Source organism: Candidatus Phycosocius bacilliformis (assembly GCF_003112735.1).
Taxonomy (GTDB): domain Bacteria; phylum Pseudomonadota; class Alphaproteobacteria; order Caulobacterales; family Aquidulcibacteraceae; genus Aquidulcibacter; species Aquidulcibacter bacilliformis.
Genome location: NZ_BFBR01000006.1, coordinates 181,224 through 204,264, shown reverse-complemented (window position 1 = coordinate 204,264; position 23,041 = coordinate 181,224). Strand labels below are relative to the sequence as shown.

Annotated in this window: 35 protein-coding genes; 30 read left to right on the top strand and 5 right to left on the bottom strand. The window is 57.9% G+C overall.

The window, feature by feature from the left end:
* The 27 genes from rpsS (at position 1) to PbB2_RS10925 (ending at position 15,798) form a co-directional block, all read left to right on the top strand.
* Complete coding sequence (gene rpsS / locus PbB2_RS11055; protein ID WP_108985370.1) at positions 1-279, top strand: 30S ribosomal protein S19; 279 nt, start codon at positions 1-3, stop codon at positions 277-279.
* Positions 280-282: 3 nt separating this feature from the next.
* A complete protein-coding gene (gene rplV / locus PbB2_RS11050) occupies positions 283-663 on the top strand; it encodes a 50S ribosomal protein L22 (RefSeq protein WP_108985369.1) in 381 nt (126 codons plus the stop codon).
* Positions 663-1,454: a 30S ribosomal protein S3 gene (rpsC, locus tag PbB2_RS11045; RefSeq protein ID WP_108985368.1), complete on the top strand. Its 792-nt coding sequence runs from the start codon at positions 663-665 to the stop codon at positions 1,452-1,454. Before rplV ends, rpsC begins: the two co-directional genes overlap by 1 nt.
* A gap of 15 nt (positions 1,455-1,469) precedes the next feature.
* Positions 1,470-1,892, top strand: a complete 423-nt coding sequence (gene rplP / locus PbB2_RS11040) for a 50S ribosomal protein L16 (RefSeq protein WP_108985367.1) — start codon at positions 1,470-1,472, stop codon at positions 1,890-1,892.
* Positions 1,893-1,906: 14 nt separating this feature from the next.
* On the top strand, positions 1,907-2,107 hold the full coding sequence (gene rpmC, locus PbB2_RS11035) for a 50S ribosomal protein L29 (protein ID WP_108985366.1): 201 nt from the start codon (positions 1,907-1,909) through the stop codon (positions 2,105-2,107).
* Between the two features lie 10 nt (positions 2,108-2,117).
* The gene (gene rpsQ, locus PbB2_RS11030) at positions 2,118-2,357 is read left to right on the top strand and encodes a 30S ribosomal protein S17 (protein ID WP_108985365.1); all 240 of its coding nucleotides are present in this window, start codon (positions 2,118-2,120) and stop codon (positions 2,355-2,357) included.
* Between the two features lie 36 nt (positions 2,358-2,393).
* Positions 2,394-2,762, top strand: coding sequence for a 50S ribosomal protein L14 (gene rplN / locus PbB2_RS11025; protein WP_085340299.1), 369 nt, complete (start codon positions 2,394-2,396; stop codon positions 2,760-2,762).
* A gap of 1 nt (position 2,763) precedes the next feature.
* Positions 2,764-3,084, top strand: a complete 321-nt coding sequence (rplX, locus tag PbB2_RS11020; protein ID WP_108985364.1) for a 50S ribosomal protein L24 — start codon at positions 2,764-2,766, stop codon at positions 3,082-3,084.
* Positions 3,077-3,637 carry a 50S ribosomal protein L5 gene (gene rplE, locus PbB2_RS11015; protein ID WP_108985363.1) on the top strand — a complete coding sequence of 187 codons (561 nt, stop codon included), beginning with the start codon at positions 3,077-3,079 and terminating at the stop codon, positions 3,635-3,637. The genes rplX and rplE overlap by 8 nt, the downstream gene beginning before the upstream one ends.
* A 4-nt stretch (positions 3,638-3,641) precedes the next feature.
* Complete coding sequence (gene rpsN, locus PbB2_RS11010; RefSeq protein WP_108985362.1) at positions 3,642-3,947, top strand: 30S ribosomal protein S14; 306 nt, start codon at positions 3,642-3,644, stop codon at positions 3,945-3,947.
* A 12-nt stretch (positions 3,948-3,959) separates the two neighbouring features.
* Complete coding sequence (gene rpsH / locus PbB2_RS11005; RefSeq protein ID WP_108985361.1) at positions 3,960-4,355, top strand: 30S ribosomal protein S8; 396 nt, start codon at positions 3,960-3,962, stop codon at positions 4,353-4,355.
* A gap of 10 nt (positions 4,356-4,365) precedes the next feature.
* Positions 4,366-4,896, top strand: coding sequence for a 50S ribosomal protein L6 (rplF, locus tag PbB2_RS11000; RefSeq protein WP_108985360.1), 531 nt, complete (start codon positions 4,366-4,368; stop codon positions 4,894-4,896).
* The gene (gene rplR, locus PbB2_RS10995) at positions 4,896-5,252 is read left to right on the top strand and encodes a 50S ribosomal protein L18 (protein WP_108985359.1); all 357 of its coding nucleotides are present in this window, start codon (positions 4,896-4,898) and stop codon (positions 5,250-5,252) included. Before rplF ends, rplR begins: the two co-directional genes overlap by 1 nt.
* Before the next feature lie 12 nt (positions 5,253-5,264).
* On the top strand, positions 5,265-5,831 hold the full coding sequence (gene rpsE / locus PbB2_RS10990; RefSeq protein WP_108985358.1) for a 30S ribosomal protein S5: 567 nt from the start codon (positions 5,265-5,267) through the stop codon (positions 5,829-5,831).
* Positions 5,832-5,833: 2 nt separating this feature from the next.
* Positions 5,834-6,019, top strand: coding sequence for a 50S ribosomal protein L30 (gene rpmD / locus PbB2_RS10985; protein ID WP_305790466.1), 186 nt, complete (start codon positions 5,834-5,836; stop codon positions 6,017-6,019).
* 18 nt (positions 6,020-6,037) lie between these two features.
* Entirely contained in the window at positions 6,038-6,523 is a 486-nt protein-coding gene (gene rplO / locus PbB2_RS10980; RefSeq protein ID WP_108985425.1) for a 50S ribosomal protein L15, read from the top strand.
* Between the two features lie 113 nt (positions 6,524-6,636).
* Complete coding sequence (gene secY / locus PbB2_RS10975; RefSeq protein WP_108985356.1) at positions 6,637-8,004, top strand: preprotein translocase subunit SecY; 1,368 nt, start codon at positions 6,637-6,639, stop codon at positions 8,002-8,004.
* A gap of 53 nt (positions 8,005-8,057) precedes the next feature.
* A complete protein-coding gene (locus PbB2_RS10970) occupies positions 8,058-8,621 on the top strand; it encodes an adenylate kinase (RefSeq protein ID WP_108985424.1) in 564 nt (187 codons plus the stop codon).
* A 302-nt stretch (positions 8,622-8,923) separates the two neighbouring features.
* Positions 8,924-9,301, top strand: coding sequence for a 30S ribosomal protein S13 (gene rpsM, locus PbB2_RS10965; RefSeq protein ID WP_085340288.1), 378 nt, complete (start codon positions 8,924-8,926; stop codon positions 9,299-9,301).
* Positions 9,302-9,356: 55 nt separating this feature from the next.
* Positions 9,357-9,746 carry a 30S ribosomal protein S11 gene (gene rpsK / locus PbB2_RS10960; RefSeq protein WP_108985355.1) on the top strand — a complete coding sequence of 130 codons (390 nt, stop codon included), beginning with the start codon at positions 9,357-9,359 and terminating at the stop codon, positions 9,744-9,746.
* 89 nt (positions 9,747-9,835) lie between these two features.
* A complete protein-coding gene (locus PbB2_RS10955) occupies positions 9,836-10,852 on the top strand; it encodes a DNA-directed RNA polymerase subunit alpha (RefSeq protein WP_085340330.1) in 1,017 nt (338 codons plus the stop codon).
* Positions 10,853-10,896: 44 nt separating this feature from the next.
* Entirely contained in the window at positions 10,897-11,301 is a 405-nt protein-coding gene (rplQ, locus tag PbB2_RS10950) for a 50S ribosomal protein L17 (RefSeq protein ID WP_108985354.1), read from the top strand.
* A gap of 158 nt (positions 11,302-11,459) precedes the next feature.
* On the top strand, positions 11,460-11,684 hold the full coding sequence (locus PbB2_RS10945) for a DUF2188 domain-containing protein (RefSeq protein WP_108985353.1): 225 nt from the start codon (positions 11,460-11,462) through the stop codon (positions 11,682-11,684).
* 5 nt (positions 11,685-11,689) lie between these two features.
* Positions 11,690-12,313 (top strand): hypothetical protein, encoded by a 624-nt coding sequence (locus PbB2_RS15890; RefSeq protein ID WP_133245789.1) that lies wholly within the window; start codon positions 11,690-11,692, stop codon positions 12,311-12,313.
* A gap of 78 nt (positions 12,314-12,391) precedes the next feature.
* The gene (locus PbB2_RS10935; RefSeq protein WP_108985351.1) at positions 12,392-12,928 is read left to right on the top strand and encodes a pseudouridine synthase; all 537 of its coding nucleotides are present in this window, start codon (positions 12,392-12,394) and stop codon (positions 12,926-12,928) included.
* A gap of 81 nt (positions 12,929-13,009) precedes the next feature.
* Entirely contained in the window at positions 13,010-14,482 is a 1,473-nt protein-coding gene (locus PbB2_RS10930; RefSeq protein WP_108985350.1) for a trypsin-like peptidase domain-containing protein, read from the top strand.
* On the top strand, positions 14,479-15,798 hold the full coding sequence (locus PbB2_RS10925) for a replication-associated recombination protein A (RefSeq protein ID WP_108985349.1): 1,320 nt from the start codon (positions 14,479-14,481) through the stop codon (positions 15,796-15,798). The genes PbB2_RS10930 and PbB2_RS10925 overlap by 4 nt, the downstream gene beginning before the upstream one ends.
* Here PbB2_RS10925 and PbB2_RS10920 read toward each other — a convergent pair.
* A complete protein-coding gene (locus tag PbB2_RS10920; RefSeq protein ID WP_238164977.1) occupies positions 15,766-16,089 on the bottom strand; it encodes an MGMT family protein in 324 nt (107 codons plus the stop codon). The two genes, PbB2_RS10925 and PbB2_RS10920, sit on opposite strands and share 33 nt — an antisense overlap.
* Positions 16,090-16,268: 179 nt before the next feature.
* Here PbB2_RS10920 and PbB2_RS10915 point away from each other — a divergent pair, with 179 nt between their 5' ends.
* Together PbB2_RS10915 and recG are read left to right on the top strand one after the other, a co-directional pair.
* Positions 16,269-17,165, top strand: a complete 897-nt coding sequence (locus PbB2_RS10915) for an acyl-CoA thioesterase (protein ID WP_108985423.1) — start codon at positions 16,269-16,271, stop codon at positions 17,163-17,165.
* A gap of 34 nt (positions 17,166-17,199) precedes the next feature.
* Positions 17,200-19,281 carry an ATP-dependent DNA helicase RecG gene (gene recG / locus PbB2_RS10910; protein WP_108985347.1) on the top strand — a complete coding sequence of 694 codons (2,082 nt, stop codon included), beginning with the start codon at positions 17,200-17,202 and terminating at the stop codon, positions 19,279-19,281.
* Here the strand turns inward: recG and PbB2_RS10905 are convergent.
* Positions 19,245-19,997, bottom strand: coding sequence for an ATP12 family chaperone protein (locus PbB2_RS10905; RefSeq protein ID WP_192576300.1), 753 nt, complete (start codon positions 19,995-19,997; stop codon positions 19,245-19,247). The two genes, recG and PbB2_RS10905, sit on opposite strands and share 37 nt — an antisense overlap.
* A 129-nt stretch (positions 19,998-20,126) precedes the next feature.
* Here PbB2_RS10905 and PbB2_RS10900 point away from each other — a divergent pair, with 129 nt between their 5' ends.
* Positions 20,127-20,960, top strand: a complete 834-nt coding sequence (locus PbB2_RS10900) for an ion transporter (RefSeq protein ID WP_238164976.1) — start codon at positions 20,127-20,129, stop codon at positions 20,958-20,960.
* On the opposite strand, the gene PbB2_RS10895 is transcribed toward PbB2_RS10900, so the two are convergent.
* Genes PbB2_RS10895 through crcB form a run of 3 tightly spaced genes read right to left on the bottom strand, consistent with a single transcriptional unit; the run spans position 20,947 to position 23,021 of the window.
* On the bottom strand, positions 20,947-21,618 hold the full coding sequence (locus PbB2_RS10895) for an HAD family hydrolase (protein WP_108985345.1): 672 nt from the start codon (positions 21,616-21,618) through the stop codon (positions 20,947-20,949). The two genes, PbB2_RS10900 and PbB2_RS10895, sit on opposite strands and share 14 nt — an antisense overlap.
* The gene (locus PbB2_RS10890) at positions 21,615-22,625 is read right to left on the bottom strand and encodes an RluA family pseudouridine synthase (protein WP_108985344.1); all 1,011 of its coding nucleotides are present in this window, start codon (positions 22,623-22,625) and stop codon (positions 21,615-21,617) included. The genes PbB2_RS10895 and PbB2_RS10890 overlap by 4 nt, the downstream gene beginning before the upstream one ends.
* 9 nt (positions 22,626-22,634) lie before the next feature.
* Positions 22,635-23,021 carry a fluoride efflux transporter CrcB gene (crcB, locus tag PbB2_RS10885; RefSeq protein WP_108985343.1) on the bottom strand — a complete coding sequence of 129 codons (387 nt, stop codon included), beginning with the start codon at positions 23,019-23,021 and terminating at the stop codon, positions 22,635-22,637.
* Between the last annotated feature and the right edge of the window lie 20 nt (positions 23,022-23,041).

Below are 23,041 nucleotides of genomic sequence, written 5' to 3'. Positions count from 1 at the left end.
ATGCCTCGTTCGGTATGGAAAGGTCCGTTTGTGGACGGCTACCTCCTCGCCAAGGCGGAAAAGGCGGCGGAATCTCCCCGTCGCGAGGCGATCAAGACTTGGTCGCGTCGTTCCACCATCATGCCTCAGTTCATCGGCCTGACCTTCCAGGTGCATAATGGGCACAAGTTTGTGCCTGTGAGCGTGTCGGAAGAAATGGTCGGCCACAAGTTCGGCGAATTCGCCCCCACCCGGACCTATTTCGGTCATGGTGCGGACAAGAAGTCGAAGCGGAGGTAGGCGATGTCGAAAGCAAAAACCCCGCGCGCCTTGTCGGACAAGGAAGCCAAAGCCCAGGCCCGCAATCTGCGGACCAGCGGTCAGAAGCTGAATTTGGTCGCCCAGAGCATCCGCGGTCTCAAAGTGGATAAGGCTCTGGCACAGCTGCAGTTTTCACCCAAGCGCATCGCCATTGATGTGCGTAAGTGCCTGCAATCGGCCATCGCGAATGCTGAAAACAACCATGGCCTCGATATCGACGCGCTGGTTGTCGCCCAAGCCTATGTCGGCAAAGGTCTCGTGATGAAGCGTATGAACACCCGGGCCCGCGGTCGCGGTGCTCGTATTGAGAAGCCTTTCTCGCACATCACCATCGTTGTGCGTGAGACGGAAGGAGCGGCCTGATGGGTCAGAAGGTCAATCCAATCAGCATGCGTCTGGGCGTTAACCGGACGTGGGACAGCCGCTGGTATGCCAACACGGGCGAGTATGCGAAGCTTCTGCATGAAGACATCGCCGTGCGCGCCTTCCTGAAGAAAAAGCTGAAGCAAGCGGGTGTGTCGCGCATCGTGATCGAGCGCCCACACAAGAAGTGCCGGGTGACGGTTTATACCGCACGCCCCGGCATTGTGATCGGCAAAAAGGGCGAAGATATTCAAAAGCTTCGCAAGGACCTGACCGGCATCGTCAAGGATGCTGAAGTGTTCTTGAACCTGGTCGAAATCCGCAAGCCTGAGCTGGATGCAACCTTGGTTGCAGAAAGCGTGGCCCAGCAATTGGAGCGCCGCGTTGCTTTCCGTCGCGCCATGAAGCGGGCGATGCAATCGTCCATGCGCATGGGTGCTGGCGGGATCCGGATCACAGTTGCCGGCCGTTTGGGCGGTGCTGAAATTGCACGGACCGAATGGTATCGTGAAGGTCGCGTGCCGCTGCATACGCTGCGCGCTGATGTCGACTATGGCGTGGCTGAAGCCAGCACCGCTTATGGCATCATCGGTATCAAATGCTGGATCTTCAAAGGCGAAATCTTTGAGCGCGACCCCATGGCGCAGGACAAGCGGGCTGCTGAAGTTGGCGATGCCCGTCCCCGCCGCGACAGCGATCGTGAAGATCGTCGTCCGCGCAACGACCGCAATGACCGCGACAATCGTGGCCGTGGCCGCGCCCGTGGCGATGCGGCTCTGGCTGGCGCGTAAGGGAGGAACACACTCATGTTGTCACCTAAGCGTACCCGGTTCCGCAAGCAGTTCAAAGGCCGCATCCATGGTGCTGCCACCAGCGGGGCGACCCTGTCTTTCGGCATGTATGGCCTGAAGGCATTGGCCCCAGAACGCGTGACCGCCCGTCAGATCGAAGCCTGCCGTCGTGCCATCACCCGCCAGATGAAGCGTCAAGGCAAAGTGTGGATCCGGATCTTCCCGGATGTGCCAGTGTCTAAGAAGCCAAACGAAGTGCGGATGGGTAAAGGTAAGGGCTCGCCCGAATTCTGGGCAGCCCGGGTTAAGCCTGGCCGCATCATGTTCGAGATTGACGGTGTGGCTCAGGAAATCGCCCACGAGGCCCTGCGTCTGGGAGCTGCCAAGCTGCCAATCGCTTGCAAGATCATTTCACGCGCCGACTTCGGTCAGGCGTAAAGGGAGCGTCCGATATGAAAGCCGCTAATGCGCGGGCTTTGACGCCCGACCAATTGCAGGAAGAGCTGCTCAAGCTGAAAAAAGAGCAATTCAACCTGCGTTTCCAACGTGCGACGGGTCAACTCGAAAAGACCCATCGCATCAACCAGGTCCGCAAGGACATCGCGCTCGTCAAGACGATGATGCGCGAGAAGACCACAGCTAAGTCTGTTTAAGGAGTAGTCGATGCCAAAGCGTATTATGCAGGGCGTCGTGGTGAGCGACAAAGGCGACAAGTCGATCGTCGTGAAGGTCGAGCGGACCTTCCTTCACCCAGTCCTTAAAAAGACTGTGCGCCGTTCGAAGCGCTACCATGCCCATGATGACGCGAATGCGTACAAAACGGGTGAGGTGGTGCAGATCCAGGAATGCCCGCCTAAGTCCAAACTGAAGCGGTGGGAAGTGATTGGTCGCGTCGGCAGCTAAGGCTGACCGATACGGACTGATAGAAGAGGATCGATTATGATTCAGATGCAAACAAATCTGGATGTCGCGGACAATTCCGGTGCGCGTCGCGTCATGTGCATTAAAGTGCTTGGCGGGTCGAAGCGTCGGTATGCGTCCGTTGGCGACGTGATTGTTGTCTCCATCAAGGAGGCCATTCCACGTGGCCGCGTCAAGAAGGGCGATGTCCGCAAGGCTGTTGTCGTTCGCGTCGCAAAGGACATCAAGCGTAAAGACGGCTCCACCATCCGGTTCGACCGGAGTGCAGCTGTTCTGGTGAACAACTCGCATGAACCCATTGGTACCCGTATCTTCGGACCTGTTCCGCGCGAATTGCGCGCGAAGAACCACATGAAGATCATTTCGCTGGCTCCGGAGGTGCTCTGAGATGGCTGCGAAACTGAAAAAGGGTGACAAGGTTGTGGTCTTGACCGGTAAGGACAAGGGCAAGACCGGCGAAGTCGTGAAAGTTCTGCCAAAGGAAAACCGTCTGGTTGTCCAGGGCGTGAACATGGTTCGCAAGCACCAGAAGCAGACCCAAACCCAAGAAGCAGGCATTCGCGCGTTTGAAGCTCCGCTTCAGATCAGCAATGTTGCCTATATGGACCCTAAGGATGGCAAGCCAACCCGGGTCGGTTTCAAGACGCTGGACGATGGCCGCAAGGTTCGTTTTGCCAAGCGTTCTGGCGAGGTGATCGGCGATGTCTGATACCCAGAATTATCAAGCCCGGTTGAAAGCCGAGTATAACGAGCGCATTCGCGCGGCCATGCAGGCCAAGTTCGGCTATACCAACCCGATGCAAATCCCCCGTCTCGACAAGATCGTGATCAATATGGGCGTGGGTGAAGCTGTGGCAGATTCCAAGAAGATGCAGTCGGCTTTGGCCGCTCTGAGTGCGATTTCGGGCCAAAAGCCTGTCACCACCAAGGCGCGTAAGTCGATCGCTGGCTTCAAAGTGCGTGAAGGCATGGCAGTCGGGGCCAAGGTCACCCTGCGGGCTGAGCGTATGTATGAATTCCTGGACCGTCTGATCACCATTGCTTTGCCACGGGTGAAGGACTTCCGCGGTCTGAACGGCAAGTCGTTCGACGGTCGCGGCAACTACGCCATGGGCCTCAAGGAACATCTGGTGTTCCCTGAAATCAATTATGATCAGGTCGACCAGATCTGGGGCATGGACATCATCGTCTGTACAACGGCTCGCACGAATGAAGAGGCCAAGGCCCTTCTTTCAGAGTTCAACTTCCCATTCCGGAACTGACATCATGGCGAAGAAAAGTGCTATCAACCGTAACGACCGCCGCAAGGCTTTGGTCAAGAAGTTCTCGGCAAAGCGCGCCCGCCTGAAGGCTGTTGCGAATGATGAGAATTTGCCTCTGGAAGACCGTTTTGCCGCTCGTTTGAAGCTGGCTGAGCTTCCGCGCAACTCGGCTGAAAACCGGGTTCGCAATCGCTGCGAGGTGACAGGTCGTCCCCGCGCTTTCTATCGTAAGCTGCGCATGTCGCGGATTGCTCTGCGGGACCTCGCGTCCTCGGGCATGATCCCCGGCATGACCAAAGCTAGCTGGTAAGGGAGGGTTGTCATGCAAGTGAACGATCCCGTCGGCGATATGTTGACCCGCATCCGCAATGCTCAAATGCGGAACCGGTCGACTGTCACCACCCCAAAGTCCACGCTGCGGGCTCGCGTCCTCGATGTGCTTGTCGAGGAAGGCTATATCCGTGGCTATGGCGACATTGAAGTGAACGGCAAGATCGAGCTGGAAATCCAGCTCAAATATTTCGACGGTGCGCCCGTGATCGACACGATCAAGCGCATTTCGAAGCCTGGCCGTCGTGTTTATTCTTCCGTGAAGGACCTTCCGCTCGTGCGTAACGGTCTGGGTATTGCCATTCTGTCCACGCCGAAGGGTGTGATGTCGGATGCGGCTGCCCGGGCTGCCAACGTCGGCGGCGAGATCCTGGCGCACGTCTACTAAGGGGGCCGCTATGTCACGTATCGGCAAAAAACCTGTGGCAATCGGGGGGGCAACTGTGACCCTCGATGGCGACATCCTCAAGGCAAAAGGGCCTCAGGGCGAATTGTCCTTCAAGTTGCATGACCAAGTGTCGGTGACGATTGAAGGCGGCGTCATTGTGGTCACGCCAAAGAATGATTCAAAGCTGGCACGCTCGCTGTGGGGCATGTCGCGGTCGATGATCGCGAACATGGTCGAAGGCGTCACCAAAGGCTTTGAGCGGACGCTGGAACTCGTCGGCGTTGGTTATCGCGCTGCCATGTCTGGCAAGGATCTCGAATTGTCGCTCGGCTATTCGCACCCGATCATCTACAAGGCACCTGCAGGTGTCACGTTTGCGGTGCCCAAGCCAACCGAAATCAAGATCTCCGGCCGCGACAAGCAGGAACTGGGTCAGATCTGTTCGGAAATCCGCAAATATCGTCCACCTGAGCCTTACAAGGGCAAAGGTGTCCGTTATGCCGGCGAAACCGTCCGTCGCAAGGAAGGCAAGAAGAAATAATGCCATCTTCAGTAGCAACAAAGACCAAGCGCACGCTTCGCACGCGCAACCGTCTTCGGGCTTTGGCCAACGGCCGCTTGCGGCTTTCGGTTCATCGCTCGTCCAAAAATATCTCCGCTCAAATTATCGACGACTCCAAAGGGGTTACGCTGGTTTCGGCTTCGTCTCTGGAGGCTGCTTTGAAGGCAGCTGAAGGCGTGAAGATGGACGATGCGGTCGCGGTGGGCAAATTGCTGGCTGAGCGCGCCATTGAAAAGGGCGTGAAGCAAGTGGTGTTCGACCGTGGTGGATATTTGTATCATGGGCGCGTCAAAGCGCTCGCAGACGCCGCGCGTGAAGCCGGCCTTGAGTTCTAAGGAGTAGATCTGATGGCTCGCAGGCCGGAACGTGAACAAAAGAATGAAGAGCGCGAAAGCGAATTCGTCGACCGTTTGGTGGCGATCAACCGCGTCGCGAAGGTTGTGAAGGGTGGTAAGAACTTTGGTTTTGCCGCTCTGGTCGTCGTCGGTGACGAGAAGGGCCGTGCAGGGTTCGGCAAGGGCAAGGCCCGGGAAGTGCCTGAGGCGATCCGCAAAGCAACCGAAGAAGCCAAGCGCCGCATGCAGCGTATCCCGCTGCGCGAAGGCCGTACCTTACACCACAATGCCGCTGGGCGCTGGGGTGCAGGTAAAGTGGTGGTCCGCTCGGCCCCTCCAGGGACGGGTCTCATCGCCGGTGGTCCAATGCGGGCTGTGTTTGAAGTGTTGGGCATTAAGGACGTTGTGTCCAAGTCGCTCGGCTCTTCAAACCCATACAACATGGTGCGCGCAACCTTTGACGCTCTGGGCGAGCAGATTTCGCCACGCCAAGTCGCCAATAAGCGTAACCTGAAAGTCGCCGATGTGCTGGCCCGCCGCAAGGATGGTGCAAGTGGCGTTGAAGGCTCGGAGGGCTGATCGTGGCTAAGGTTGTTGTCAAACAAACGGGTTCGCCCATTCGTCGTCGCTACGACCAGCGGGAAACCCTGGTCGGGCTTGGCCTGAACAAATTGAACCGGGTTCGTGAACTTGAAGATACACCTGCTGTGCGCGGGATGATCGCCAAGGTTGCCCACTTGGTCCAAGTCGTGGAGGAGCGCGCGTAAGCGTGCTTTGGAATGACCATGAAACTGAATGAACTGTCCGACAACGAAGGCGCAACCAAAGCCCGCATGCGGGTCGCGCGCGGCGTTGGTTCGGGTAAGGGCAAGACCGCCGGCCGGGGTGTCAAAGGTCAGAAGTCGCGTCGCGGCGTCTCGATCAATGGCTTCGAAGGCGGCCAAATGCCGATCCACATGCGCGTGCCAAAGCGCGGCTTCAACGCCCGCTGCAGCAAGGATCATGCTTGGGTTAATCTTGGCCTGTTGGCCAAGGCGATTGCCGCAGGCCGTCTGGATGCCTCCAAGCCAATCGATGAGGCCGCTCTGGTGGCTTCGGGTCTGGTGCGCCGCGTCCGTGACGGGGTTCGCATCCTGAACAAGGGCGCAATCGGCGGCAAGGTCGAGCTGATCGTGACCGGTGCTTCGGCAGCGGCCGTGGCAGCAGTTGAAGCTGCTGGTGGCAAGATCACCCTGACCGGCAAGGCCAAAGCTGAGAAGCAAGCAGCCTGAGCCCTTGAGGTCTGATGCGCAATCCCCGATATGGGGGTTGCGCACCTCTTTCCGGCGCGCCAGGCGGATGTCCGCTTCGGCGCGCTTTTCAATTTTGGAAGGCACATCGTTCCATGGCGTCAGCAGCCGAACAACTCGCCCGCAACTTGAACTTCGCTTCGTTTGCGAAGGCCAAGGATTTACATGCGCGGATCATGTTCACCATCGTTGCTTTGATTTGCTATCGGGTGGGAACCTTCATTCCCATTCCAGGCATTGATATCGACGCCTTTGCCCGGGCCTTCTCCCAAGCCCAACAGGGCATTCTGGGCATGGCCAACATGTTCTCAGGCGGTGCGGTTGAGCGTTTGGCCGTATTTGCCCTGAATGTGATGCCCTATATCTCGGCCTCCATTATCGTCCAGCTTTTATCGTCTTTTCCCGGGCGGCTGGAGCAGATGAAGAAGGAGGGTGAAGCGGGCCGCGCCCAACTCAATCAGATCACACGTTATTTGACTGTTGTCCTGGCAGTCGCGCAATCCTTGGCCATTGCCAATGGTTTGGCCAGTTCGCCAGGTGTGGTGATCGATCCGGGTCCAATTTTCATCGCGTCGACCGTCATTACGCTGACCGGCGGCACTTTGCTGTTGATGTGGATTGGTGAGCAAATCACCGCCCGTGGTATTGGCAATGGCGTATCTTTGATCATTTTTGCCGGTATCATCGCAGAAGTGCCACGTTCGATTTATCGGGCCCTGACACTGGCGCGTGAAGGCTCGATCCAGCCCGTGTCCATCCTGATCCTCGTTGTTATTCTGGTGGCTGCGATTGTGTTGATCGTGTTTGTGGAGCGCTCGCAGCGCCGCATTCTGGTGCAATATCCCAAACGTCAGGTCGGCAATAAGATGACCATGGGTGAGCAGTCCTTCCTGCCGCTCAAGATTAATACCGCCGGTGTGATCCCGCCGATCTTTGCGTCCTCACTCCTGTTGCTGCCTGCGACCGCGGCAAGCTTCTTTGCCGGGGGGCAATTGCCAGAGAATGCGCCGGAATGGCGGGTGATTGTGCAAGAAGGGGTGCGGACAGCTGCGGGCCTTCTCTCGCACGGCCAGCCCTTGTTTATCGCACTGTTTGGCGTGTTGATCATGTTCTTCAGCTTCTTCTACACATCTGTTGTGTTCAACACCGAGGAAACTGCCGACAATCTGCGCAAGCAGGGTGGCTTTTTGCCTGGTATCCGCCCCGGGGCCAAGACTGAGGAATATCTGGATCTGGTGATGAGCCGATTGACCCTCATTGGGGCGGTTTATCTGGTCATCGTCTGTTTGGTGCCTGAAGTTCTGATCTCGCAATTCGGCATGCAATTTTATCTGGGTGGGACATCTTTGCTCATTGTCGTCTCGGTCACAATTGATACGGTGGCGCAGATCCAGTCACACATGCTGGCCCATCAATATGAAGGCATGATCAAGAAGTCGAAGCTGAAAGGGCGAGGGCGCTAGTCCGATCTCACCAAGTCCACAGTGGCGGCTTCCCGAGGGGGGAAACAGAAATGATGAACTTAATCATGTTCGGCCCACCCGGGGCAGGCAAAGGCACCCAAGCAAAGCGCCTTGTTGAAGGGCGCGGCTTTGTTCAATTGTCGACCGGAGACATGCTGCGGGCAGCGCGGGCGTCTGGTTCTGAGCTTGGCAAGCGGGTCGCCGCGGTAATGGATTCTGGATCGCTCGTCTCTGATGAGATTGTCATCGAATTGATTGATGAGCAAATCACAGCCAATCCCGGTGTGGCTGGCTTCATATATGACGGCTTTCCCCGAACCGTGGCACAGGCCGTTGCTCTGGACGGGCTGTTGGCATCGCGTGGGCAACGGATTGATCTGGTCATTCGTTTGGTTGTCGACGATCATGAGCTCTTGAACCGCATCACGAAGCGTTTTGAGGATCAGGGCCGGTCGGACGATAATCCTGAAACTTTCGTCAAGCGTCTGGCCGCCTATAACAATCAGACAGCCCCATTGTTGCCCTTTTATGGTGACCGTGGCCTGCTGAGGGAAGTTGACGGCATGGCCAGCATGGACGCAGTGGCGGCGGCCATCGACACGTCGCTCGACAGCTAAGATTTTTCGTGATTGTGTGCGCCTGTCAGAACAGAGCGCGGGGCCGCCGCCACACAGTGGTTGTGGCGGTTGAATCGGCGATTGTTTTCAGCGGTGAGCGTTGACTCACGCTCAGCATCGCATTAACAAGCCCACTTCCGTAAAAGGACGCATGCCAGCCGACCGGGACTTCCGGATGGCTGGTTATGCGCTTTTATGCGCTCAAAATGGCTTATTCTTGAAAAAATAAGCTTAAAAACAACAGATTGACCGCACGGCGCAGATCCTCCGCAAGGGGGTGGGGCTGTGAATGGAGAGACAAAGTGGCCCGGATAGCTGGCGTCAATATACCGACGAACAAGCGCGTGTTGATCGCGCTGCAATATATTCATGGCGTTGGCCCTGCCAAAGCCAAAGAGATCTGTGAAAAAGTGGGAATCACTGCCGAGCGGCGTGTGAACCAGCTGACGGACGCTGAGGTCCTCCAGATCCGCGAAACCATTGACCGTGAATATGTCGTCGAAGGCGATCTGCGTCGCGAAGTGTCGATGAATGTGAAGCGCCTGATGGATCTGGGCTGCTATCGCGGTCTGCGTCATCGTCGTGGCCTGCCTGTGCGCGGCCAGCGCACCCACACCAATGCCCGCACCCGCAAGGGTCCTGCTAAGCCGATCGCTGGCAAGAAGCAGGTTAAGCGCTAATTTCATTTTCCCCCAACGGGCGTGAGCCCGCTGGCTTTCGTCTGGAACCGACACAATGGCAAAAGAAACCACCCGCGTCCGTCGCAAAGAGCGCAAAAACATCGCCAATGCGGTGGCTCATGTGAACTCGAGCTTTAACAATACGATGATCACCATCGCCGACCCTCAGGGCAATGCGATTTCGTGGTCGTCTGCTGGCATGATGGGCTTCAAGGGCTCACGCAAGTCCACCCCGTACGCAGCCCAGGTTGCTGCTGAAGATGCTGGCCGCAAGGCCGCGGAACATGGCGTCCGCAATCTGGAAGTCAATGTGTCGGGCCCAGGCTCTGGCCGGGAAAGCGCACTGCGCGCCCTGCAGTCGGTTGGTTTCATCATCAGCTCGATCCGCGATGTGACCCCGATCCCGCACAACGGCTGCCGCCCGCCAAAGCGTCGCCGCGTCTAATCGCGGCACCAGCGGGCCAAAGGCTCGCTTCGGGTTGGTAAGTATTTGGCGAACCCAGTTCGCCCTCCGAAACGATAGAGGATTACATGGTGCTCGAAAAAAATTGGAAGCTGTTGATCCGCCCAGACAAGACGGTCATTGAGCATGGGTTTGATCCAGCGCGCAAGGCAAAGCTGATTGCTGAGCCTTTGGAGCGCGGCTTCGGCATGACGCTCGGCAATGCGCTGCGTCGTGTGCTTTTGTCCTCGCTGCGCGGTTCGGCCATCACCTCGGTGCAGATCGATGGTGTGGTGCATGAGTTCTCCTCGATTGCAGGTGTGCGTGAAGACGTGACCGACATCGTGTTGAACATCAAAGGCGTGGCGCTGGTCATGCATGCTGATGGCCCCAAGCGCATGACCCTGCGCGCACAAGGCCCCGGCGAAGTGACGGCTGGTGAGATCCAAGCCGGCAGCGACATCGAAATCCTGAACCCAGAGCAAGTGCTCTGCACGCTCGATGATGGCGCTGAAATCCGCATGGAATTCACCGTCGAAAACGGCAAGGGCTATGTCACTGCCGATGCCAACCGTCCGGAAGATGCCCCCATCGGCCTGATCGCGGTTGACGCGCTCTACAGCCCGGTCAAGCGGGTGGCCTATAAGGTGGAAAACACCCGCGAAGGCCAAGTGCTCGACTATGACCGTCTGGTGATGGAAGTTGAAACCAATGGTGCCATGACGCCTGAAGATGCCATCGCATATGCTGCGCGCATCATTCAGGATCAATTGGATGTCTTCATCAATTTCGAAGAAGCCAAGACCAAGAAGGTTGAAGAAACCCGCCCAGAATTGCCATTCAACCCCGCTTTGCTGAAGCGCGTGGAAGAGCTGGAATTGTCAGTGCGTTCGGCAAACTGCTTGAAGAACGACAACATCATCTATATCGGCGATCTGATCCAGAAGACCGAAGCAGAAATGTTGCGCACGCCAAACTTTGGTCGCAAGTCCTTGAACGAAATCAAGGAAGTCCTCGCGCAAATGGGTCTCCATTTGGGCATGGAAGCCCCCAATTGGCCCCCTGAAAACATCGACGAACTCGCCAAGAAGTTCGAAGACCAAATGTAATCACGTCGCAACGTCGCGAGACGTCGCTCAATGGAGAGATAAAGATGCGCCACGGTCACGGACACCGCAAGCTCAACCGGACTCATGAACACCGCACTGCCATGTTCGCCAACATGGCTGCCAGCCTCGTTAAGCACGAGCAAATCGTCACGACCCTGCCCAAGGCCAAGGAATTGCGCCCTGTGTTGGAGCGGCTCGTGACCTTGGCGAAGAAGGGCGATCTTGCATCGCGTCGTCTGGTGGCGGCCCGCATGCGTGATGAGACCCAGACCAAGAAGTTGTTTGACGTCATCGGCCCCCGTTATGCCAGCCGCGCAGGTGGATATCTGCGTATCATGAAGGCCGGCTTCCGCCATGGCGACAATGCGCCTGTGGCCGTGATCGAATTTGTTGATCGCGACATCAGCGCCAAGGGCCAAGATTCCGGCCCTGTTGCTGGCGATGAATAAGCCTTAGCGCTTTTATCAATTTAAAAGGCCGCCCTGTCTGGGGCGGCTTTTTTGTTTTTGGGTTGGGGCGTGCTTCCATCAGGGACAAGGGCGCGTTTCTCTCATTCGTCGCTGGACGATTCGCATTTATTGAGTTACCTTGGGTATGAGGTGAACAGATGCCCACGAAAAGTCAGCATGTCGTACCTGGCAAAAATGGATGGCGTGTCATTCGATCTGGGTCGTCCCGGGCGTCGAGTACACATGACACCCAAGACGAGGCCATTAAAGTTGCCAGGGCAAAGGCCCAATCGTCGCGGTCAGAACTTTACATTCATGGCAAAGACGGGCGGATCCGAGAGCGGAACTCGTACGGTAAGGATCCTATGCCTCCAAAGGGCTGAGCATTGTGCCAACCTTTGAAACATCTGTTTTCATCAATTGTCCGTTTGATCGAGCGTTTTCTCCTGTCCTGCAGGCGATTGCATTTTGTGTTGTGGACCTTGGTTTCTTTCCCCGGATCGCGCCTGAAACCGCAGATCACTCGATAGCAAGGTTGGAGCGAATTACGTCTCTCATTTTGGGATCAAGATTTGGCATTCATGATTTAAGTCGCTGCAAAGTCAGTGACCCAGAGGAGTTTTGCAGAATGAATATGCCGTTCGAGCTCGGCATGGACTATGGCGCTCGCCTGTATGGCAATGGCCCGATGAAGACCAAAGTAATCCTTGTGCTCGAACAGACGACATATGATACAAAGAGGTGCTTATCCGACATTGCTGGCTGGGATGTTTTGGCCCATGAAGGCCGTTATGACGTGGCAGTTAGTCAGGTAAGGAATTGGATGGTGCATGCTGCCGGGGCGCCGCCGAAAGGACCGGCAAGAATTATTGCGAATTATGCCTCGTTTCAACAATGGTATTTTGAACGCGAACTTGCTCGAGGCTCGTCAGAAGCGGATATCACATCATATCCGACCATCGAATTTATCAATGCGATGGGTGAATGGGTCGCCCTAGGCCGACCGGCCTAGCTGGTCCATCGATCCCGGGATGTCCAGTTTGGCAGCTGAACCTTTCTTTGTTCGGCTTCTTCTCGCTATAACCCCCCAATGGCCCGCCTCATCCTGTTCAACAAACCCTATGACGTCTTGTGCCAGTTTTCGGGTGGGGAGGGGCGCAAGACTTTGGCTGACTTTGTGGACGTGCCGCGCGTTTATCCCGCTGGTCGATTAGACCGCGATAGTGAAGGCCTGCTGGTGCTGACCGATGACGGCAAGCTGCAGGCCAGGATCGCTGACCCCCAATTCAAACTGCCTAAGACCTATTTCGTGCAGGTAGAAGGCATTCCGTCAGACGAGGCGCTGGCGAGCCTCGCCAAGGGGGTGATGCTGAACGACGGGCTAACCCGGCCTGCCAATGTCGCCCGTCTCGATGATCCGGGGCTGTGGCCGCGCGATCCGCCCATTCGTGCGCGCAAATCTATTCCTGACAGCTGGATCAGCCTGACGATCCGCGAGGGCCGCAATCGGCAAGTGCGCCGCATGACCGCAGCCATCGGCCATCCCACCCTGCGGCTGGTGCGCATGCGCATTGGTGACTGGCATGTGGGGGATTTGCCGCCTGGGGCCTATTGCGAGGCTGTTTGAGCGAACCCTCATGCATCGCCTGACTGATTTGTCACAATTGGGCCACTTGCGCATTGTAGCACAAAGACCTTGATTAAGCCCATGACAGACAAACCATCCCAAGGAGGCCGCGTCGGCATGTTGAAATTGATTGCCGCTTCCGTGCTGGGGGCAGGCTTGGTCAGTGGCGTGCCACTGGTCGCCCAAATCGCTACCGGGCAGAGCGGGACGCAGCCAGCCTCCACGAGCCAAGGCCCCGCGGCAACCCCGGTACAGCCCCGGATCGTGCCGTCCAGCAAGGCTGATGCGATCTCATCTTATGCCCCGGTGGTCCGCCGCTCATCGCCTGCGGTGGTCAATGTTTATGCCCGGTCGATTGAACGAGGCCGTGTGGCAGTAGACTTCTTTGGCGGGGCCTTCCGTATGCCCGACCGGGCCAGCCAGAGCCAAGGCTCAGGCGTGGTGGTGCGCGATGATGGGGTGATTGTCACCAATAACCACGTCGTTGAAGGGGCGACAGAGCTTGTCGTCGTGCTGGGAGATCGGCGGGAGTTTCCGGCCAAAATTGTGTTGACCGACCCGCGCACGGATCTGGCTGTGTTGCGCATTGACACAAAGGGCGAGCGGCTGACCGCTTTGCGCTTTGCCGATACCAGTAACGCCCAAGTGGGTGATCAAGTATTGGCCATCGGCAATCCGTTCGGCGTGGGACAGACCGTGACCGGCGGCATCATTTCTGCCCTTGCGCGCACCGATGTGGGCATTACCGATTATAGTTTCTTCATTCAAACCGATGCCTCGATCAATCCGGGCAATTCGGGCGGTGCGCTTGTTGATATGAATGGCGATTTGGTGGGAGTTAATACTGCGATCTTCTCCCGCTCCGGCAATTCGGCGGGGGTTGGCTTTGCCATTCCCGCTGAAATGGTCAAGCGTGTGGTTGATGGGGCGATCACCGACGGGAAGGTCATTCGCGCTTGGACGGGCATTAAGGGCCAGAATGTTGATGCCGAGGTTGCCCGCTCGCTGGGCCTTGATCGGCCTGGTGGCATTTTGGTGACCGATATTTATCCGGGAACCGCAGGAGCCGAAGCTGGGCTGCGTCGGGGGGATGTGGTGACGGCCTTTGCCGGTGTGGCGGTCGTCGATGAGTCGGGTCTGCGCTATCAGGCGGCGACGCGCAAGCCTGGCGAAGTGGTTGAGTTTACCTTCCAACGGCAGGGGCAGGTTCGCACCAGCCGGGGCAAATTGTCCCCGCCACCAGGCGATGCTCAGACCCCGCGCCTTTTGGCGGGGCGACACAGTTTTGATGGGGTCAGTGTGGCCACCTTGACGCCAGCCATTGCCGAAGAGCAGGGGATTGATCCCTTCCTGCGGGGGGCAATTGTGGTGGGTGTGGATGGCAGTCGGGAAGGGGCCCGTGCCGGCCTGCGCCCGGGCGACCTCATTTTGGAAACCGATGATTCCCCGATCAATTCCGCCCAAGATCTGGCAGGGCGGCTTTCAGGGGGCAAGCAAGGTAAAGTGACGATCCAACGCGGCGACCGGCGGATCACGGCGGTTCTGTTCTTGTGAGCGATCTGTTTGCGGCTTCAGGTCTGGGTGAGGAATTGAACCGGCCTTTGGCTGACGTGTTGCGGCCGACCCGTTTGGACGAGATCGTCGGGCAAGATCATCTTCTGGCCCATGATGGTGCGATTGGCCGTATGGTTGGCCAGAAGCGGCTGTCCAGCATGATCCTGTGGGGGCCGCCTGGTGTCGGTAAGACCAGTCTTGCCCGGCTGCTGGCCGATGCCTGTGGCATGGAGTTTGCCGCCATTTCTGCGGTGTTCTCGGGGGTGGCTGATTTGCGTAAGGCGTTTGAGGCAGCCGCCCAGCTGCGCGCCATGGGACGCAGTACATTATTGTTTGTTGACGAGATCCACCGCTTCAATCGCGCTCAACAAGATGGCTTTCTGCCCTATGTCGAGGCCGGCACCGTGACTTTGGTAGGGGCTACGACCGAAAACCCCAGCTTCGAGATTAATGGCGCGCTGTTATCGCGTGCGCGCGTCTTTGTGCTGAAGCGATTAGATGGATCGGGCCTTGAAGTTTTGCTGGCGCGCGCAGAAGCCTTTTATGGCAGACCCGCCCCGCTGACAGACGATGCCCGCCAGCTATTGATGGCAATGGCCGATGGGGATGGCCGTCATTTCCTGTCATTGGTGGAAGAAGTCTTTGCCGCAATGCCCGCAGAGCCTTTGGACCCCACAGCCTTGGGCCGCTTCTTGCAGCGCCGCGCCCCCGCCTATGACAAGAACAAGGATGAGCATTATAATTTGATCTCTGCCCTGCATAAGTCGGTCCGGGCAAGTGATCCTGATGCCGCGCTCTATTGGCTGGCGCGCATGCTGCAGGGTGGCGAAGACCCCCTTTTTATCGCCCGGCGCTTGGTGCGCATGGCCAGCGAAGATATTGGTCTTGCTGATCCCACGGCACTGCGGGTGACGGTCGCCGCCCGTGACGCCTTTGAGTTCTTAGGCGCTCCTGAAGGGGAATTGGCCTTGGCGCAAGCTACGTTGCATTTGGCCTGCGCACCCAAATCCAATGCCGCTTATGTCGCCTTTAAAAAAGCCCAAGCCTTGGCTGCCCAAACCGGCTCAGAACCCCCGCCAGCGCGCTTTCTCAATGCACCAACCCGCCTGATGAAAGAGCAGGGCTATGGCGCGGGCTATGTCTATGATCCTGATACAGCCGGTGGCGTGTCTGGGCTGTCGGGCTTTCCCGACCACATCGGGCCGCAAGACCTTTATCAGCCGACTGACACTGGCGCTGAAGCGCGGATTATTGACAAGCTGGCGGCTTGGCGCGCGCTGCGGCTACAAACCCTCATCAGCCCAAAAGACAGTTGAATAGTCAAATGGTGGCGGGATCACATGCGCTGCAGGGTCATTAATTCCTTCTTGCGCCAACATCCTGATCTGTTCGATTTGTCGTGGCGATTGTTTTTTCTCAACTGGAAACGTGCAGCCCGTAGGCACCAGCCGGTGCCACGGCACCAAACCTCTTTCCTCGGGCGATAATTGGGCGATCATATAGGCAATGTGGCGCGCGGGTATGTTCATCGCACAGGCCATCTGATCAAGCGTGACGACCTTGCCTAAGGGAATGGCCGAAAGCTGTTTTAATAGCGCGCGTTTCATCGCTTGAAAGGCGGGGGAGGCTTTGGGCATTGGATTTGTCTCGGGATGCCTTATGCAAATCATCTAGCATGCGATGCTTGTTTGTGAAGGATGATGAGGCAAGGTGAGCGGCAGCCGTCACCGCCACCACCTGCACCTGTGAACTTCCCCCTCGCGCGCATTTGTCCTAACTGATGGGCATGACAGAACAAGACCTCTCCCCCGAAAGCTTGATCCAGGGCCTTACCACGCTTCTGGATGTGGAAACCCTTGACACTGATCTTTATCGCGGCGCGCGTAAGCCGGGTGGCCGTGGACGCGTATTTGGTGGTCAGGTGATCGCTCAAGCCTTGATGGCAGCCAGCAAATCTACCGACGTCGACCGCGTACCCCACTCGCTGCATGCCTATTTCATGCGCCCCGGCAATGAGGATTTTCCCGTCGTCTATCGCGTGGTGCGCGACTATGATGGGGGTAGTTTCTCAACCCGCCGGGTGATCGCCCAGCAACAGGGCGTGCCCATCCTTAACATGGCCGCGTCCTTCCATAAGATGGAGCCGGGGTTAAGCCATCAGGACACGATGCCTGACATGCCCGATCCTGATAGCCTGCCGTCTGAGACCGCGTGGCGGCAACAGACCCTCCATCTGGTTCCAGAAAAGTTCCATTCCTTTTTTCTGACCCCTCGCCCGATTGAGTTCCGGTCTTTGGATCCAGCGGCATGGTTGCGCTCAGATAAGCTGCCACCGCAGCAGAATTCGTGGTTTCGGGCGGTGGCCCCCTTGGGGGATGATCCCCAATTGCACCGCGCCGTTCTGGCCTATGCATCGGATATGCAATTGCTGGGTACATGTGCCCGTCCGCACGGTCTGAGCTGGATGCGCGGCGAATTGATGACGGCAAGCCTTGATCATGCCGTCTGGATTCATGATGATTTCCGCGCGGATGACTGGCTGCTTTATTGCACCGACAGCCCATGGGCTGGTCGGGGACGCGGCATGAACCGGGGCAAAATCTTTTCGCGCGATGGCCGTCTGGTTGCCAGTGTGGCCCAAGAAGGTCTGATCCGGGTCATGAAGGGCCGCAAAGAAGGGTGACGCCACAGTCCGGCCTCGGCTAAGCTCATCAATTATGCGCCCAGATCGCCTCAATGCCCTGTTTGCACCGCTGACCACGCTGACTGGCGTCGGCCCCAAGATTGCGCCATTGGCTGCCAAAGCTGCGGGTGGCGAGTTGGTGCGCGATCTGGCCTTCCATTTGCCCACAAGCATCGTCGATCGGCGCTATCGGCCCCAGATCGCGGAGGCCGAGCTTGGCCGCTTGTGCACGTTGAATGTCGTGGTGGAGCGCCATCAACCAGGCATGATGGGCAAGCCTTATCGCATTCACGTGTCGGATGAGACGGGTTTTCTGACCCTGTTGTTTTTCAAACCCAATGCCCGCTATCTGACTGAGCGTCTGCCCGAAGGTGCCCATCGGGTGATCTCTGGCGAGATCAGCGAGCGGCGGGGCGAGCGGCAAATGATTCACCCCTCGCGCATTTTGAACCCAGATGATCCCGACCTCGCCATTCCATTTGAGCCGGTCTATCGCAGCGTAGCAGGCCTGTCGCACCGCACATTGGCGCGCATTTGTGCGGGGGCGGCTGAAAAAGCCTTGGGTCTGCCTGAATGGGCCGATCCGGCTTTGGTTGAGCGTGAGGCGTGGCTTGATTTTGGCCACGCTTTGATGCGCGCGCACGCCCCGCAAGATGAGGATGATGTGCTGGCAACGGCCCCAGCGCGACGCAGGCTGGCCTATGATGAGCTGCTGGCGCGCCAGATCGCTTTGCACTTGTCCGGGGCTGCCCGCAGGCGCACGCCCGGGCGGCCGATTGCCGGGACAGGCCGCCTGACCGAGGCACTCCTGAAGGCTTTGCCCTACCAGCCGACGGGGGCGCAGGCCCGGGCTTTTGCTGACATTGGGGCCGATATGGCCGCTGCCACACCGATGCTACGCTTGCTGCAAGGTGATGTCGGGGCCGGTAAGACCCTTGTGGCGGCCTGGTCCATGGCACGGGCCGCTGAGGCAGGGCTGCAATCTGCCTTGATGGCACCGACCGAAATCTTGGCGCGTCAGCATTATGCAGGGCTTGCTCCCCTCATGGCGAAAGCGGGCCTCAGGCTGGCGGTTTTGACCGGCAAGGATAAAGCAAGCGCCAAGCGCGAGGTGATCGACGGTTTGGCATCAGGCCAAATCCATGCGGTCTGCGGCACCCATGCCTTGTTCCAGCAGGGCGTCGCTTTCCATGAATTGGGGTTGGTTGTGGTCGACGAACAGCACCGTTTTGGCGTGGCCGACCGTCGTCGCCTGATTGACAAAGGCTATGCTCCCCATGTGCTGGCCATGAGCGCCACACCCATCCCGCGCACGCTGGCAATGGCGGTCTATGGTGACCTTGACGTCAGTCGGCTGGACGAAAAGCCACCAGGACGCGCCCCGATCAAGACATTGGCCATGTCACTCGACCGGCTTGATGAAGTGGCCGAGGCCACGGCCCGCGCCATCGAGAAGGATGACCGTGTTTTCTGGGTCTGCCCATTGGTTGAGGAAAGTGACAAACTGGATGTATCGGCAGCCAGCGCCAGATTTGAAGACTTGCAAGCCATGTTTGGCGATAGCGTGCGCTTGATCCACGGTCGTATGTCATCAAAGGACAAGGATGCTGCGATGGATGACTTCCGGACGGGCCTTGCCAAAATCCTGGTCGCTACCACGGTAATAGAAGTGGGCGTTGATGTGCCAGAAGCCAGCATTATGGTGATCGAACATGCCGAGCGCTTCGGTCTGGCCCAATTGCATCAATTGCGCGGTCGGGTGGGACGCGGTGGTAAGCCGGGCCATTGCCTGCTGTTGTACGCCAATCCTTTAAGCGAGATGGGTGCGCGTCGCATTGCCAAATTGCGCGAGACCGAAGACGGGTTTGCGATTGCGGAAGAGGATTTCAAGCTGCGCGGGGGCGGAGATCTTTTGGGGCTGCGTCAATCAGGTCTACCAGCATTTAAACTGGCTGATGCGGCTTTGAATTCTGATCTCTTGGCTATTGCCCAACGCGACGCGCGCGTTCTGGTTGATCAAGATCCCACTCTGACCAGCCCACGAGGGCAAGCCGCCCGTCTTGTGCTGCATCTGTTTGATCAGGCCGACCCCGAAGTCTTTTTGGGCACGGGGTGAGAGGGGGCATCCAGTGCCAGGGCAAGTTTTTCAACCGCGATGAGGTCGAGGCGGCGGGCATTGGCGAGGTGGGCTTCATCCGGGTCGCGCCCCCAGCGTTCGGCCTGCCAGTCTTCTTCAACCCGTATGGCCTTAAAGGCAGTTTCCCCATCAATTCGCCCTGCTATAAGTGCGAAGGCCACAAGGGCCGAACCTGCAATGCCAGTGGCAAAGGCAAGGGCGGTCAGTTTCAGGGTGGGCAGTGCCTGTGCGGCAATGGCAATGGCTGTCATGGCCGTTTCGGGCTGATCAATCGCCAGCGCCCCGGGGGTGGTTCGAAGTGCGACACCCAGCTCCGCGCGCGCCCAATCTAATAGGGGGTCCCATGCTTTGGCCTGTGCGGCCACCAAGGAATCCGGCGTCGTGACCCGATAACAGACCAAATCTGTACCGGCATATTTGACCACCTCGGCAACCATGGCTTCGCGCGTGGCTTCACCTCGGTCAAGTCCAACATTGACCAGTCGTGTAATCGGCATTGTGAAAGGATCGATCACCTTGTCTTGCGCGTCCCATTCTGCCGCGACCAGTCGGGCTGAAGCTTCATTCGGCAGGATAAGCGGGTTCTTACCCGGCGTCTTTGGCGTCGCCCCATCCAGGCGCACGGCAAAGCCGGTGTCGGTGGCAACAACATCAACAATCTTGTAGAAACGGCGGGCAGGGGCGGCAGGTGTCATGGCCGGTTCCATAAGACTTTTGCCACGGCAAAGCCAGTCGGCATGCCCGTCGTCGGCGTGGATTTGTGCAATGATCACATTTTCCTGAACATCGGCCTGCTTGACCCCATGGGCGCAAAATCGCAGGGGATGGCGCTGTTAATCCTCCCCCCGAACGGACCCGTTTCCATGCAAGCCTATGTGCAGCAATTGATCGAATCTCGCCGGTTTGAAGGCCTGATTACCACCCTCATCCTGATCAATGCCATCATTCTGGGGCTTGAGACTTCTGCGCCCATCATGGCCCAATTCGGTCCAATCCTCATCTGGGCCGACAAGATCTTACTGGCCATCTTTGTGGCAGAATTGGCAGCCAAGCTCTTGGTCTACCGGGGAAAATTCTTTCACTCGGGCTGGAATATTTTTGACTTCATCATCATCGCCATCGCCTTGGTGCCTGCGACTGGGCCATTGAGCGTGCTGCGCGCGCTGCGTGTTCTGCGCGTCTTGCGCTTGATCACCATCCTCCCCAGCCTGCGGCGGGTGGTTGGTGCGATGCTGTCGGCCTTGCCTGGCATGGGGTCGATCATCATTCTTCTACTCTTGGTCTTTTATGTCAGCTCGGTCATGGCGACCAAATTATTTGCGGCGACAGAACCTGAAGCCTTTGGCGATCTGGGCCGTAGCCTGTTCACATTGTTCCAATTGATGACGTTGGATGGCTGGTCGGGCGAGATCGTCAAGCCCGTTTTAGAAGATCATCCCTTTGCCATGTTATTCTTCTTGCCCTTCATCCTGTTTAGCGCCTTTGTGGTGCTCAATCTGTTCATTGGTGTGGTGGTGGGGGCCATGCAGGATGAGGCCCAAGACGCGGCTGTCAGCGCCGTTCGCTCAGCCGAAGCGCGTGAAGAGGCTTTGTTGCAGGAATTGAAGGCCTTACGCGGCGAAGTTGAGGCGTTACGTGCGGCGATTACGCCGCGCTGAGGCCATGTCTGAACAAGGCCGATAAGTCGTCCATTGTGTACACGACATGGGCGGCACCGGCGTTATCGAGTTCTTGGGCGGTCCCAAAACCCCAAGTCACCCCAATGCCCTGTGTTCCCGCAGCTACGGCCATAGCCATATCATGCTCGCTATCACCAATCACAAAAGTCGCCTCAGGGCCGATGCGGGTGGCATCCATATTGGCCAACACCATGTGGGGATGTGGTTTTCCCGGTCCATCGTCGGCACACAGGCTGACCGAAAACAAGTCTGCCCACGCTTGCTGTTCAAGAAGTGCGTCCAGGCCTCGACGGGATTTGCCCGTGGCAATGCCCAAGACCCAACCCGCCTCAGCCAGCTCATGCAACAAGGCCTCTGCACCAGCATAAGCCGGGGACTGAAAGGCGGGATCATGCCGCATGTCGAAGAAAGCGGTGCGATAATGATCCAGCAATTGGGCGCGCAGAGCCTCATCCGCTTCGGGGGCAAGATAATTCAGGCCCGGCCCAAGTGACAGCCCAATGATGCGGCGGGTGCGCTCATAGCCAGGTGGCGGCAAGCCGGCCGCCTCAAAAGCGCGATCCATACATGCGGTGATGATGGCGCGGCTGTCGATCAGAGTACCATCGACATCAAAGACAGCCAGACGTGGGGTCACGCATCCACCCGGAAATGTTCAAACGGGTCGCGCCCCTCAATCTCTTCAAAGCCCAAAGCGTCAAAGGCCTGAACCATGTGGGCAGGCAAATCAGCGGTGACATTGAGGACACCTCCGCGGGGATGAGGGATGCGGATCGCGCGGGCATGGAGATGCAATTGCGGACTCAAACCGCCGATGGGTTCCCGGTCGCAGGTGTATTTTCCATCACCGGCAATGGCATAGCCCATTTCAGCCATGTGAAAGCGCAATTGGTGGGTCCGACCTGTCACCGGCTTGAGCGCAACCCAAGAGGCTTTTGTCCCAGCATTTGAAATGACATGGTAATCAGTGATAGCGAACACAGCATCGGGCTCGCCATGGGCTGCCCGACGCATCAGCTCGAGGTCGGGATTGCGTGAACTGCCCGCCTTAATCATCCAACCACGCACTTCGCCCGACAAAGGGTGCGGGGTCCCCAGACAGACGGCCCAATAGACTTTGGTGGTCTTGCGTCCGGCAAAGGCCTTGGACAGAAAGGCAGTTGCTGCCGGGTTGCGTCCGAAGATCAGAACCCCGGATGTGTCCTTGTCCAGCCGGTGGCAAAGGCGCGGTTTGCTGTCGGCATCCTCAGCGAAAATCTCCATCATCTTGTCGAGATGGCGGGTCATGCCGGTCCCGCCTTGTACGGCAATGCCAGCAGGCTTGTTCAACACGATGACATCATCATCCTCATGGATGACCATGTCGCGCAGCCAGCGCTCATCTTCTGGACTTAAACGGACGCGGACCACGCCGTCATTTTTCTTATCCGGGATGACGATTTCCTGAGGCGCGGTGACATCCATGCCGGGGCTCAAGCGCTCGCCTGCTTTTTTGGCGCGCACGCCATCAATCCGGATTTGACCCTTGCGGATCATTTGTTCAATCCGGCCTTGGGTCAGGGTGGTGAATTTGCGGCGCAGGAAACGATCGAGGCGTACGTCGCCATCGGTTTCGCGCACGGGAAGGGTGATGGGCGAGGTCATGGGCTTCCTTTAACTGCTCATGCGCCCCAAAGCCATGCCGGCAAACAGGGCCAGCACCGACAGGCAGACAGACGCCATGGCATAAAGGCCGGCTTGACCCCAATGACCTGCTTCAATCATGCGCGCGCTTTCAAGGGAAAAGGCAGAAAAGGTGGTAAAGCCGCCCAAGATGCCGGTGGCGAGGAACAGCCGCCAATTCTCGCTTGTCACACCGAGGCTACCGCCGCGCAAAAGAATGGCCATGGTCAGACCCATGGCAAAGCCACCGATGACATTGACCCCCAATGTGCCCCAGGGCCAGGCAGTACCCAACAGACGAGCAGCTAACAATCCGAACAACCACCGCCCAAGTGCGCCAAGCCCGCCACCGAGAAAAACCAATCCTGCCTGTATCATACTGCCTTATGAGGCTCTTT

What these genes read in the sequence shown, in the direction of transcription:
- rpsK (WP_108985355.1), top strand. Translation starts at nt 9,357, where the DNA reads ATGGCAAAAGAAACCACCCGCGTCCGTCGCAAAGAGCGCAAAAACATC.
- PbB2_RS10930 (WP_108985350.1), top strand. Translation starts at nt 13,010, where the DNA reads ATGACAGACAAACCATCCCAAGGAGGCCGCGTCGGCATGTTGAAATTG.
- PbB2_RS10945 (WP_108985353.1), top strand. Translation starts at nt 11,460, where the DNA reads ATGCCCACGAAAAGTCAGCATGTCGTACCTGGCAAAAATGGATGGCGT.
- PbB2_RS10905 (WP_192576300.1), bottom strand. Translation starts at nt 19,997, where the DNA reads ATGACACCTGCCGCCCCTGCCCGCCGTTTCTACAAGATTGTTGATGTT.
- PbB2_RS10915 (WP_108985423.1), top strand. Translation starts at nt 16,269, where the DNA reads ATGACAGAACAAGACCTCTCCCCCGAAAGCTTGATCCAGGGCCTTACC.
- rplO (WP_108985425.1), top strand. Translation starts at nt 6,038, where the DNA reads ATGAAACTGAATGAACTGTCCGACAACGAAGGCGCAACCAAAGCCCGC.
- PbB2_RS10970 (WP_108985424.1), top strand. Translation starts at nt 8,058, where the DNA reads ATGAACTTAATCATGTTCGGCCCACCCGGGGCAGGCAAAGGCACCCAA.
- crcB (WP_108985343.1), bottom strand. Translation starts at nt 23,021, where the DNA reads ATGATACAGGCAGGATTGGTTTTTCTCGGTGGCGGGCTTGGCGCACTT.
- rplF (WP_108985360.1), top strand. Translation starts at nt 4,366, where the DNA reads ATGTCACGTATCGGCAAAAAACCTGTGGCAATCGGGGGGGCAACTGTG.
- rplP (WP_108985367.1), top strand. Translation starts at nt 1,470, where the DNA reads ATGTTGTCACCTAAGCGTACCCGGTTCCGCAAGCAGTTCAAAGGCCGC.
- rpsN (WP_108985362.1), top strand. Translation starts at nt 3,642, where the DNA reads ATGGCGAAGAAAAGTGCTATCAACCGTAACGACCGCCGCAAGGCTTTG.
- secY (WP_108985356.1), top strand. Translation starts at nt 6,637, where the DNA reads ATGGCGTCAGCAGCCGAACAACTCGCCCGCAACTTGAACTTCGCTTCG.
- rpsH (WP_108985361.1), top strand. Translation starts at nt 3,960, where the DNA reads ATGCAAGTGAACGATCCCGTCGGCGATATGTTGACCCGCATCCGCAAT.
- rpmC (WP_108985366.1), top strand. Translation starts at nt 1,907, where the DNA reads ATGAAAGCCGCTAATGCGCGGGCTTTGACGCCCGACCAATTGCAGGAA.
- rpsC (WP_108985368.1), top strand. Translation starts at nt 663, where the DNA reads ATGGGTCAGAAGGTCAATCCAATCAGCATGCGTCTGGGCGTTAACCGG.
- rplR (WP_108985359.1), top strand. Translation starts at nt 4,896, where the DNA reads ATGCCATCTTCAGTAGCAACAAAGACCAAGCGCACGCTTCGCACGCGC.
- PbB2_RS10935 (WP_108985351.1), top strand. Translation starts at nt 12,392, where the DNA reads ATGGCCCGCCTCATCCTGTTCAACAAACCCTATGACGTCTTGTGCCAG.
- rplN (WP_085340299.1), top strand. Translation starts at nt 2,394, where the DNA reads ATGATTCAGATGCAAACAAATCTGGATGTCGCGGACAATTCCGGTGCG.
- rplQ (WP_108985354.1), top strand. Translation starts at nt 10,897, where the DNA reads ATGCGCCACGGTCACGGACACCGCAAGCTCAACCGGACTCATGAACAC.
- rplV (WP_108985369.1), top strand. Translation starts at nt 283, where the DNA reads ATGTCGAAAGCAAAAACCCCGCGCGCCTTGTCGGACAAGGAAGCCAAA.
- recG (WP_108985347.1), top strand. Translation starts at nt 17,200, where the DNA reads ATGCGCCCAGATCGCCTCAATGCCCTGTTTGCACCGCTGACCACGCTG.
- rpsS (WP_108985370.1), top strand. Translation starts at nt 1, where the DNA reads ATGCCTCGTTCGGTATGGAAAGGTCCGTTTGTGGACGGCTACCTCCTC.
- rpsQ (WP_108985365.1), top strand. Translation starts at nt 2,118, where the DNA reads ATGCCAAAGCGTATTATGCAGGGCGTCGTGGTGAGCGACAAAGGCGAC.
- PbB2_RS10920 (WP_238164977.1), bottom strand. Translation starts at nt 16,089, where the DNA reads ATGAAACGCGCGCTATTAAAACAGCTTTCGGCCATTCCCTTAGGCAAG.
- rplX (WP_108985364.1), top strand. Translation starts at nt 2,764, where the DNA reads ATGGCTGCGAAACTGAAAAAGGGTGACAAGGTTGTGGTCTTGACCGGT.
- rpsE (WP_108985358.1), top strand. Translation starts at nt 5,265, where the DNA reads ATGGCTCGCAGGCCGGAACGTGAACAAAAGAATGAAGAGCGCGAAAGC.
- PbB2_RS10890 (WP_108985344.1), bottom strand. Translation starts at nt 22,625, where the DNA reads ATGACCTCGCCCATCACCCTTCCCGTGCGCGAAACCGATGGCGACGTA.
- rplE (WP_108985363.1), top strand. Translation starts at nt 3,077, where the DNA reads ATGTCTGATACCCAGAATTATCAAGCCCGGTTGAAAGCCGAGTATAAC.
- PbB2_RS10900 (WP_238164976.1), top strand. Translation starts at nt 20,127, where the DNA reads ATGGCGCTGTTAATCCTCCCCCCGAACGGACCCGTTTCCATGCAAGCC.